Genomic DNA, 10,732 nt, shown 5'->3' with positions numbered 1-10,732 from the left:
AGGACAGAATGGCCTGCCGCAGCGCGTGCGGACGCTCGGTCTCCGAGCGGACCGCCTGCTTGACCCGGTCATAGGCGTAGAGGGCCGCGCTGCCGTGCGTGGCCTCCAGGCCAACCGCGTCAATGCACTTGTCCGGTCCCCGCCCACCGGTCAGTTCCAGCAGCCGGGACCGCACGTCCACCTCCTCGAAGTTCACCGGCGTGTAGCCCGCCCGTTCGGCCATCTGCAGCCGGTACGGCTCCTTGTCGATGGCGATGACCTTTGCGGCGCCGAGCACCCGGGCGCTGTCCATCGCGAACTGGCCGACCGGGCCGGCGCCCCACACCGCCACCACGTCGGTGGACTGGATGTCGCACATGTCGGCACCCATGTAGCCGGTGGGAAGGATGTCCGAGAGGAACAGCACCTGCTCGTCGGTCAGGTCGGACTCGATCTTCAGCGGACCGACGTCGGCGAACGGCACCCGCGCGTACTGCGCCTGACCGCCCGCGAAGCCGCCGGTCAGATGCGAATAGCCGAAGATCCCGGCGACCGGGTGACCGAACATCTTCTCCGCGATCCCGGCGTTGGGGTTGGAGTTCTCGCAGCAGGAGTACAGCTCGGCGGCGCAGGCGCCGCACGCGCCGCAGGCGATCGGGAAAGGCACCACGACCCGGTCCCCGACGCGCAGCCGACCTGGATCGACGCCCCGGCCGACCTCGATCACCTCACCCATGAACTCGTGACCCATGACGTCGCCGTTCTGCATCGTGGGCACATACCCATCGACCAGGTGCAGGTCCGAGCCACAGATCGCGGTGGACGTGATCCGTACGATGGCATCGCGCTCGTTCATGATCCTCGGGTCCGGCACGTCACGGACCTTGACCTTGTTGCGGCCCGCCCAGGTGTTCGCCCTCATGCCGGGGCCCCCTTCGCGAACTCGGCATCCGACAGCGGCTGCGCCGGACGCTGCGGGAACTCCTTGCGGGCCCGTTTGCCCCACGGGGCGCCGTCGGACCGGACCACCTCGCCGGTCTCCAGCACCTGCTTGAGCCGACGCAGGTCGTCGTCGAGTTGCTGGTGCGGCTCCTCGCCGAAGTACCTGGCGACCGCCTTGCCGATCGCGCCGCCCGGGATGTCGTACGACAGGACGACGTGCACCTCGGTGCTCACACCATCCGGGGCGGGCACAAAGCGGACCGTACCGGCGTTCGGCACGTCGGCGTTGCCGGTCGACCGCCACGCGATCTTCTCGCCGGGCGAGTCGTCGACGATCTCCGCATCCCACTCGACGTTCGTGCCGAACGGGGCGCTGGCGGACCAGTGGCTCGTACGGCTACCGGTGGAGCGGATCTCCTCGAGATGAGCCATGAACGTCGGGAGATTGTCCAGTTCGCGCCAGAACGCGTAGACCTTAGGCGGCGGTTTGCGAATGGTCGTCGTGGCTGTCAGCTCCATGGGTCCTCCTGTGCGGATGCCTCGTACCGCCGGCGCTGAGCCCATCTCCTTCGCCCGGGTGGCCTGTACGGCGGTCAACAGGTCCACCACCGTGATCCCGACGATGGCGCCGGTGACAACGAGGAGCCGCCGCCGGCGGCGCCCGCCCCGGTGGGCGATGGCCAGTCCGAGCGAGGCCAGGTCCATCGCGTCGCCCGCGACCCGGGTCCACGCCCACATGCTCTTGCGCCGGCTCGTCAGGAGCCCGGCCGCGTGTATCAGCTCCCGCGCCCCGACGAGTGGCACCATCGCCCGGGACGTCGAAGAGTCGTCCACGCCGCTGATCCGGCGCACCGTGTCCGGTGCCGCCAGTTGTGCCACGCCCAGGCCGAGGCTCATCCAGCCGAGCCCGCGCCCCCGCCGCTGCACCTCGTCCTGCCTGGCCTTGGCTGCCTCTCGGGTTGCCAGTCGAGTCACGGGTAGCCCTCCGTATCCGGTCGCACCCGCCCGGGCAGCCCGGCTCACGGCGACCCGGGGCACGACTCATTGGGGCCCGGTTACCCCCCGGGAACCACCTGAACCCGCTGATCGGCCGCCGCATCAAGATCGCCCTCCCGGTCCGGGCCGTCCAGACGGCGTCGGCGGACTTCGTCGCGGCAACCGGTCGGCGAGCGCCCGAAAAGCCTGCCCGGCGCGCACCGGCCCCGCTCCCACTGCGCAGCGCGACGTCACGGCCGCGGATCACCAGCGGTTCGCTCGTGCGTGCCCGCTCATCCCGCCCGCGATGGGCTAGCCGTCTCGTCCCGCGAGCCGCCGGGTTGGGGATGGTAGCCGTACGCGGCGGCCCGTACCGTTTCCTCGTTCTCCAGCCCGGAGCCGATCGCGCCGCCGACGGTGGCCAGCGAGCTGGTGATCCAGGCGAGCGTCAGGTAGTCGGTGAAACTGACCGGCCGCTGCAAGGTCTGTTCCAGCACGGATGTGTCGATCAGCAGCGCGCCAACGAGCACCGTGCCAGCAAACAGCACCAGGTAGGACACGGCCGTGGCCAGGGCGAGGGTGAGGATCGTACCCAGGTTGAACAGCCGGGCCAGCTCAGCTGGCGTCTCCCGGTCTGGCTTCTCCCACAGGTCGTGCGCGACGATCAGCCAGGTCACCAACGCGGTCAGCCCGAGCAACATGATCACGGTGAGCCGGAGTCCTCCGAGCGCATCGCCCATCTGCCAGATGGTGTCCGTGGTGAGCGCGAACGCCGCCGTGCCGAACGCGCCGACGAGCAGCTTGGACAGGCCCAGCAGGGCGCGCCCCGGGCGGTTGGCGCGGACCATTCCGGTCAACAGCCGCACCCGGCCGATCAGCCCGGAGGCGACGTAGCCCAGATCCCCGTCGGCCTCGTCGACCACCCGGTGGACGGCGGGAATCCGACGTGTCATTTCGGCTGGTGCCCAGCCTGCCGGCGGCACCCGCTCGTCGGAAGCGTCGGTCAGCAGTCGGCTCACCAGATCCGGAACGACCGCGCGGGCCGCTCGCAGCTGAGGCAGTCCCAGCGCGGGCAGGGACACCATCGCCACTGCACGGCGAGCCGAGGTCTGCGCGACCAGCGGCACCCGTTCGGCGTTCAGCGGCAGGTCGGTCAGACAGATCGCGACGTCCCACCGGTCGTCGGCACGCCGTTGGGCCAGATCCTCGAGCAGCGCCTCAACGCCACCGTCGCGGCGCGGCGCCACCTCACCCCAGCCTTCCCGGATGGTCCACCGCACGTCCGCGTTCACCCGCTCGGCGAGCCGGCCGGCCAGCTCGGTGGTGAGCCGAGCTGCCACCCGGGCCGGGTGGTCCGGCGGGGTCGCCACCAGTCCGACGACGATCTCCGGGCGGTCCTGTTCGCTGTCGGTCATCGGTGCTCCTCACCGGCCAGCCGGGCCCGCCGCCGTCCATCGGCCAGTGCCGGCTCTGGCGTAGGCAGGCGGAGCCAGGCTGCTGTCGGCCCCCGCGGTGGCGTAGGCAGCCTGGCCACGCTGAAAAACACCTGCAGGTTGCCGGTTTCTAGTGTCGACCGTCCGGGTGCAGCAGAACCTTGGTCCAGCCGTCGGTGCGGGCATCGAAGTTCTGGTACCCCGTGGGCGCCTCGTCCAGCGTGAGTTCGTGGGACACCAAGAACGACGGGTGGGCCTTGCCGGTAGCGATGAGGTTCAGCAGCTGCCGATTGTAGTTCTTCACGTTGCACTGCCCGGTTGCCATGGTCTGCCCCTTGAACCAGAACATGCCGAAGTCGAACGGCACCTTGCCCTGCTTCTGTAGCGGGTCCGGCGCTCCCGGGTCCTGAGGCACGTACACGCCGACCACGCCGATCGTGCCGCCGAACCGCACGGAGTGCACGAGGTTGTTCACCGTCAGCCCCGCCTTCTCCTGGCCACCCGGGTCGTGCGCCTGGTAACCGACGGCCTCACAGCCGCGGTCCGCGCCCATCCCGCCGGTCTGCTCCAGGATCTGGTCGACCGGTGATCCCTTCGAATCGTCGATCGGGATCGCGCCGATCTGCTCCGCCAGGCGCAGCCGGTCCGGATGGCGGTCGACCACCATCACCTTGTTGGCGCCCTTGATGATCGCGGAGTACGCGGCGAGCAGGCCGACCGGTCCGCCACCGTAGACCGCCACACTGTCGCCGGGCCGTACACAGGCGAGCTCGGTGGCGTGCCAGCCGGTCGGGAAGATGTCCGACAGCATGACGTAGTCCTTCTGCCTGCTCATGTCCCGGGCGTCCGGCGGCAGGACCAGACAGTTGAAGTCCGCCCATGGCACCCGCAACAACTCGGCCTGACCGCCGTTGTAGGGACCCATGTCGGCGAACCCGTAGGCCGCGCCGGCCATGCCCGGCGCCGGGTTGGCCACCAGACAGAACGCGGTCAGACCCTGGTTGCAGTTGGCGCAGGACCCGCACGCCACGTTGAACGGCAGGCACACCATGTCGCCGACCTTGACCAGATCGACCCCTTCGCCGACCTCGATCACCTCACCCATGTTCTCATGCCCGAGCACGCGTCCAGACTCCATGTCCGTGCGTCCTTCGTACATGTGCAGGTCCGAGCCGCAGATGTTCGTCGTCGTAATCCGGATCAGCGCATCAGTCGGTCTCTCGATTCTCGCGTCCGGAACCTCCTTGACGCTGACAGTCCTGGGTCCCTCGTACACGACAGCCTTCATCTGTTTCCCCCGTGAAGAATTCGCTCACCGATGAGCCATGCCAATTCTGGCGTTCACATCCTCGCAGACCGTTGCGACCCTTAAGGGCGGTTTGCGCAGGAGTCTCATGACGCCGGACTGCTGATCGCCCCGTTCTCGGCCTGCCACGACTGTTCGTCCGCGACGCGCTGCGCGATCGCCGCCCATCCGTGGGCGCCCGGGTCAGTACCGCGATCATCCTGGCGAGCGACTGCCGCTCCGGTAGCGCGCTTCTCGGGGACGTCTGCTCTGGTCGCGGAGGCTCTGCCCACGCACTCCGGTGAGAACCCAGCGCACGAGCGTTGGGCGCGCCAACGATCTCCCTGGCGGACCCGGGTGGGGCGGTAGGCGAAGCGGTGGGGGCCGAGCCCGGCGTGGACGGCCGCCCGGTAAGCGGCCGTCCACAGTGGCGTCACGAATGCGGAGGGACTGTTCCCAGGTTCAGCGGTTCGTCACCCCGGTGGCAGAGGCTGGCGGGACCCGCTCGAACCGTACCCGGCTCAGCCATCCCGGGAGGTCACTGAGCACGTACAGCTCGCCGTGCACATCGGGGCCGATCGCGGTCGGCTGGGTGGGGAAGTTGCCGATCGTGGCGGACTCGTAGCCACCCGTGGGCTTGGGGCGGACGGCGAACGCGAGGGTCGAGCAGTAGTCGCTCGCGATGTAGGTCCCGTATGCCTCCGGGGTGGCGGACCCTCGGTACACCACGCCGCCGATCACCGAGCAGTTCTCCGTCATGTAGTGGTCGTACTCGAAGACCGGGTCGGTAAGCCGCACGCCCGGCCGGCACTGCGTCTGGTCGAAGACCGGCGTGCCCTCTCGGCAGGACCACCCGAGGTTCGCTCCCCGCTGCGACGGGCGGATGTGGTCGATCTCCTCGACCAGGCCCTGGCCGACGTCGCCGATCCACAGCGAGTTGTCGACCGGGTCGATGGAGAACTTCCACGGGTTGCGCAGCCCGTAGACCCAGATCTCCGGCCGCGCGCCAGGCGTGCGGACGAACGGGTTGTCCGAGGGTACGCAGTAGGGCTTACCCGCGCAGGTGCGGTTGACGTCGATCCGCAGAATCTTGCCGAGCAGGGTGCCGAGGTTCTGACCGCTCTTGAAGGGGTCGTTCGCGTTGCCGCCGTCGCCGAGTGACCAGTACAGGTAGCCGTCGCGGCCGAAGGCCACCTGTCCGCCGTTATGGTTGCCGAACTCGGCGTGCTCCTGGGTGAGCAGCACCTGCAGCCGGTCGGGAGCGCCGAGGGGCACCCGCGCCAGGGTCAGCGTGCCGGCCGGCAGGCTCGTGTAGGCCACGTAGAGGATCCCGGTACGCGCGAAGTTCGGCGCAGGCGTAATGCCGAGGAGGCCGCGCTCGTTGTCCGACGTGTCGATCCGGGCGGTCAGGTCGAGCACCGGCTCTGCCGCCAAGCCGGTATCGGGGTGGTACGCACGGACGGTGCCGCTCTTCTCTGCAATCAGCATCCGACCGTCCGGCAGTCCGGTGAGCGCGATCGGACGCTGCAGGCCGAACGCCAGCCGTTCGGATACCACGGTCAGCTCAGCGAGTGGCGCCGCACGGGTGTGCGATGGGCCGGCTGTCGCAGTGCTGGCCACCGGCGCCGGTGGCACCAGAAGCGCGGACAGGGTCAGGATGAGCAGCCCGGCCAGCATGGTGGCCGGGCGATAACGCCGTCGCTGCATGTTCAGCTCCTCGAGCAGGTGGGTGGGGGCGCGGTGTCGGCGGATACCGGAAGGACAATCCGGCCCAGGGTGCCAACGCGCCCTGGGCCGGAGTGGTGCCGTGCCGTCGGACCTGCCGATCAGGTGATGGTGATGTCGCTGCACCACATGTAGGTCTGGTCCAGGTGTGACGCCCTCCAGATCACGAACAGGATCTGGTTCCCGCTGCGTGCGGGGAGCGAGACGTTGAACGAGATGTTCTGCGCTGGCGCGTAGCGCCCGGTCGTCGCGATCAGGTCGAGGTTGCCCCACCCGAGCCGCTGGGTGGCCGGGTTGAACCCCTGCTTGGTGACGTAGACCTGGAAGTAGTCAGCGCCGTGGCTGGCCTGGTCGTACATCTGGACCGTGAGGTTGCGGCTGACGGTGGTCGTCTTCCATGCCCCGGGCTTGTTCACCGCGTCGTTCCTGGAGAGGGCGTTGCTGCACAGCTGCCCATCGGGCGTGCGAGCCTGGTACTGGCCAGCGAGGCCGTCCCGCAGTTGACTCATCCAGTTCCACATGGTGTCGGGGTTCGCCTGGAACGCTTGCCAGCACATCGGGTCCTGCTGCTGCATGGCCGGGTTCGTGTGCTGGTTGCCCCAGGTCTTCCAGCACTGGTACGCGCGAGTCGCCGGACTGATGACGGTGCCGTGGGCCTGGGCTGCGCCGGTCCAGGGCAGCGTGCCGACCACCATGGCGAACATCAGGACGAGCGCCTGGAGGGACCGCCGGACGGTTGACCGGGGTCGTCCGCCGGATTGGTCGGACCTGTGTGAACGCACTGTTCATCCTCCGTTCCTCGGTACGAGAGATCAGCATGGGAACGCTCCCAAAGCCACTGTTGCATCTATCAACTTAAATATCAATGCTGATCTATCTATAGGTGGATGTGAAGCAAGCTGTCCGGGATCGCCGGATCGGTGACGGGTCCACGGACCCTGCTCGGCGGCCCGGCGTGGTCAGAGCCCGGCTGCGGCGTCGTACCGGCGGCGCTGGTCGGCCATCTCCGTAGCGGTCAGCGCCTCCTCCTGCGCCAACGTCGCGTACTTGGCCGGGAACATCTCCCGCAGCCGATCAACGAACCTGACGTCGGCTGTCGCCTCGACGACCTGGATGCCCGGAGGGTCGGTGGACAGGTCCATGATCAGAGGGCCGGCCAGCTTGACCGCCACGTCCCAGGGACGCTTCTGCTCGGCGACTCCGCAGAGGTGAAAGCCGTAGACCTTCTGGACGTCGGCGAGGGCGGTGGCTTCTGCCGGCTCGTAGCCGTAGACGCGAACCCCGCAGATCACTGGCGGCTTCTCCGTCGTGTTCCCCTGCTGGGCGCTGTGTCCGGCGTGGTTGTGCTGCCCCGGGTCCGCCTGTTCGAGCGTGGTCCGCATCCGGGCCACAATCTGCGCTTGCAGATCCGCCGGCTCCGCCTCCGGGTCGGCCCGGTTGAGCAGTACGACCGCGCCGACCGACACCGCCAGCAGGATCACCGCCGCCCAGAGCGGGCGACGGCCGTACCGCTCCGCGAAACTCTCTCGGGAATCCATGATCGCTTCTCACCTCGTTGCCGGTTTCTGGTGCGTTGGCAGACCGATTCGGATGCCCCGGCATGTCAGCGGTCGAGCGCGTCGGCCATCGGGGCCGCGTGCCGGGGGATACGTGTGGCGGGGGAATGCCCACCCGGCGGAGTGCCCGCCGTCCTGGCGATGGCCCGGCGATGGGCCTGCGCGCGTCTGTCACGGCGACGCGCTGCTGGCCCTGCGATGCTCCCGTGCTGGCCGTTCTCAGCACGGTTGCCCCCGTGCTGCGGCGATATGAGCCATTCCAGCACGTCTGCGTCCACTCTGGCAACATTGACAAGCGTCAGTGCGGATTCGACCCCGGGCGGGCGGGGCGGCGGTGATGCGCCGACCGGGCGTCGCGGAGCGCGACGGCTCGGATGCCGGCGCCGACGCTCGGCCGCGCTGGCGCCCCGCGGCCGGTCAGGTCCGGAGCGGCGCCGAAGGCTTACCCATCGGTTGGTTCCTGCTCGCGCAGGGTCGCGCGGGTCTGCATGAGTGCGAAGCCGAGCAGGTTCAGTCCTCGCCACCGTGCGGGGTCGGCGGCGTGCGGGTGGTCGGCGGTCAGGCCGATGCCCCAGACCCGGTCGAGCGGACTGGCCTCCACGAGCACCCGCTCGCGGGTGCCCAGCAGGTAGGTGCGCAGCGCGGGATGCTGGCCGAACTTCGCCGCGCTGCCGGTCACCACGACGTCGTACCGGTGCTGCTCCCATACCTGCTGGTCGAAGCTGGCGACCTGCCGGCCGAGGGTCTTCGCCGCGTGCGGGTGCCTCACCGTCAGGATCTGGGCGGCCGTCGCCTGGTCACCGAACAGGGTCGCCTTGCGCCACATCATGTAGTGCTCGGTCGTGGGGAAGCGCAGCCCGTCGATGGTGAACGGCGCCGGCCACCACTGACTCAGGCAGCCAGCCCCGATGGCGCCGTCGCGTTGCGGCTGGTGGCCCCAGAAGAACAGGAACTTAACCCGGGCGCCCGAACGCATCTCGCCGGTCAGCTCGGCGACACTGCTCAGTGACGTGGCCATACGGGGGAGTGTGGGGCACCAGCAGGTTCCGCCGCATCGCCATTACCGCGGCGATCTCGTCACGTCACCGTCGGTGTCGCGCTCGTCGCCGGCCCAACACTATCGGCCGCCGGACGCGCAAATCGAATTGATTCGATATAACATCGCGGCAGGGCAGGGTCACTCCGCACGGGCGTACGACGCCAATGCACTTCATCCACCGGGCGATCCGGGCAGCGGCCGGTGGTCACACCGAGGAGAAACGCAGATGAACGACCTACCCGCTCGACCGAAACACCGAACCAGAGGTGCCGCCAGGCTGCTTCTGGGTGGGGCCTGCGCCCTGGCGGTCACCGTGTCCTCGATGGCCATGGCGACCTTCGCCCAAGCCGATCTCAGCGGCCCGCCCGGGACCACACTGCAGGCCGCCGCCGAGCGCAGCGGCCGGTACTTCGGCGCTGCCATGGGGGCGGACCGTCTCAACGATTCGGGCTTCCTGGCCATCGCGGACCGCGAGTTCGACATGATGACGGCCGTCAACGAGATGAAGCCCGACGCGACCGAGCCCAACCAGGGTCAGTTCGACTTCCGTAACGGTGACGCGATCTACAACTGGGCCACCCAGCACGGCATGCGGGTCCGCGGTCACACCCTGGCCTGGCACGCTCAGCAGCCGAGGTTCTGGGGGAGCCTCAGCGGCAGCGCCCTGCGGTCCGCGATGATCAGCCACATCAACGGCGTGATGGCCCACTACAAGGGCAAGCTCGCCTACTGGGACGTGGTGAACGAGGCCTTCGCCGAGAACGGCAGCCGGCGGTCGTCGAACCTGCAGTCCACCGGGAACGACTGGATCGAGGTGGCGTTCCGGACCGCGCGCGCCGCGGACCCGAGCGTGAAGCTGTGCTACAACGACTACAACATCGAGAACTGGACGTACGCCAAGACGCAGGGCGTCTACAACATGATCAGGGACTTCAAGTCCCGGGGCGTCCCGGTCGACTGCGTCGGGCTCCAGACCCACTTCACCGGTGGCAGTTCGCTGCCGGGCAACTTCCAGCAGACGCTGTCCAGCTTCGCGGCCCTCGGGGTCGACGTGGCGTTGACCGAGGCCGACGTCACCAACGCCTCGACCAGCCAGTACCAGGGCCTGACTCAGGCCTGCATGAACGTCCCCCGCTGCGTCGGCATCACGACGTGGGGCATCCGGGACAGCGACTCCTGGCGCGGCAGCGAGAACCCGCTGCTGTTCGACCGCAACAGCAGCCCCAAGGCGGCGTACACCGCCGTCCTCAATGCTCTCAACGCCGCCTCCACCACTGTGCCGGGCACGCCGCCGACCACGACCCCGCCGACCACCGCTCCGCCGACGACTGCTCCACCGACCACCGCTCCACCGACCACCGCTCCGCCAACGACCGCTCCGCCGACCACCGCTCCGCCGACGACTGCTCCGCCGACCACGCCGCCGCCGGGTGCCTGTACCGCGACGTACCGCATGGTCAACAGCTGGAGCGGCGGCTTCCAGGGCGAGGTCACCGTGGCCAACAACGGGTCCGCCGCCCTCAGCGGCTGGACCGTACGGCTGACGCTGGCCAGCGGGCAGACCATCGCCAACGTCTGGAACGGCATCAACACCGGCACCAGCGGGACGGTCAGCGTGCGTAACGCCGACTACAACGGGTCCCTCGGCGCGAACGCCTCGACCACCTTCGGCTTCCTGGTCAACGGCAGCAGCAACGCCGCGCCCGGCGGCCTCTCCTGCACCAGCCCCTGACCGGCGACACGCACCAACCCGCCGCCTCAGGACGCTGACCCGGGCCCGGAGCCGGTGGCTCCGGGC

Annotated in this window: 9 protein-coding genes; 1 reads left to right on the top strand and 8 read right to left on the bottom strand. The window is 69.1% G+C overall.

The features are described from left to right. The 8 genes from AB0J68_RS17005 to AB0J68_RS16970 form a co-directional block, all read right to left on the bottom strand. Positions 1-901: alcohol dehydrogenase catalytic domain-containing protein (locus AB0J68_RS17005; protein ID WP_363939283.1), on the bottom strand; the 901-nt coding region annotated here is incomplete at its 3' end. Beyond that, the gene (locus tag AB0J68_RS17000; protein WP_355066583.1) at positions 898-1,896 is read right to left on the bottom strand and encodes an SRPBCC family protein; all 999 of its coding nucleotides are present in this window, start codon (positions 1,894-1,896) and stop codon (positions 898-900) included. The genes AB0J68_RS17000 and AB0J68_RS17005, both read right to left, overlap by 4 nt. A 293-nt stretch (positions 1,897-2,189) precedes the next feature. After that, a complete protein-coding gene (locus tag AB0J68_RS16995) occupies positions 2,190-3,311 on the bottom strand; it encodes a hypothetical protein (protein ID WP_354857733.1) in 1,122 nt (373 codons plus the stop codon). 148 nt (positions 3,312-3,459) lie between these two features. Next, positions 3,460-4,617 (bottom strand): glutathione-independent formaldehyde dehydrogenase, encoded by a 1,158-nt coding sequence (locus tag AB0J68_RS16990; RefSeq protein WP_354857730.1) that lies wholly within the window; start codon positions 4,615-4,617, stop codon positions 3,460-3,462. Positions 4,618-5,076: 459 nt separating this feature from the next. Then, positions 5,077-6,321: a PQQ-dependent sugar dehydrogenase gene (locus tag AB0J68_RS16985; protein WP_355066582.1), complete on the bottom strand. Its 1,245-nt coding sequence runs from the start codon at positions 6,319-6,321 to the stop codon at positions 5,077-5,079. A 119-nt stretch (positions 6,322-6,440) separates the two neighbouring features. After that, complete coding sequence (locus AB0J68_RS16980) at positions 6,441-7,043, bottom strand: lytic polysaccharide monooxygenase (RefSeq protein ID WP_354857725.1); 603 nt, start codon at positions 7,041-7,043, stop codon at positions 6,441-6,443. A gap of 255 nt (positions 7,044-7,298) precedes the next feature. Next, on the bottom strand, positions 7,299-7,877 hold the full coding sequence (locus AB0J68_RS16975) for a hypothetical protein (RefSeq protein WP_354857723.1): 579 nt from the start codon (positions 7,875-7,877) through the stop codon (positions 7,299-7,301). Positions 7,878-8,337: 460 nt separating this feature from the next. Further along, positions 8,338-8,913, bottom strand: coding sequence for an NADAR family protein (locus AB0J68_RS16970; RefSeq protein ID WP_355138376.1), 576 nt, complete (start codon positions 8,911-8,913; stop codon positions 8,338-8,340). 343 nt (positions 8,914-9,256) lie between these two features. Between AB0J68_RS16970 and AB0J68_RS16965 the strand changes: the two genes are divergently transcribed. After that, a complete protein-coding gene (locus AB0J68_RS16965) occupies positions 9,257-10,666 on the top strand; it encodes an endo-1,4-beta-xylanase (RefSeq protein ID WP_363939280.1) in 1,410 nt (469 codons plus the stop codon). The last annotated feature ends 66 nt before the right edge of the window (positions 10,667-10,732 follow it).

The sequence above is a fragment of the Micromonospora sp. NPDC049580 genome (assembly GCF_040675595.1).
In the GTDB taxonomy this organism is placed as follows: domain Bacteria; phylum Actinomycetota; class Actinomycetes; order Mycobacteriales; family Micromonosporaceae; genus Micromonospora.
This window is presented reverse-complemented; position numbering and strand designations above follow the sequence as displayed.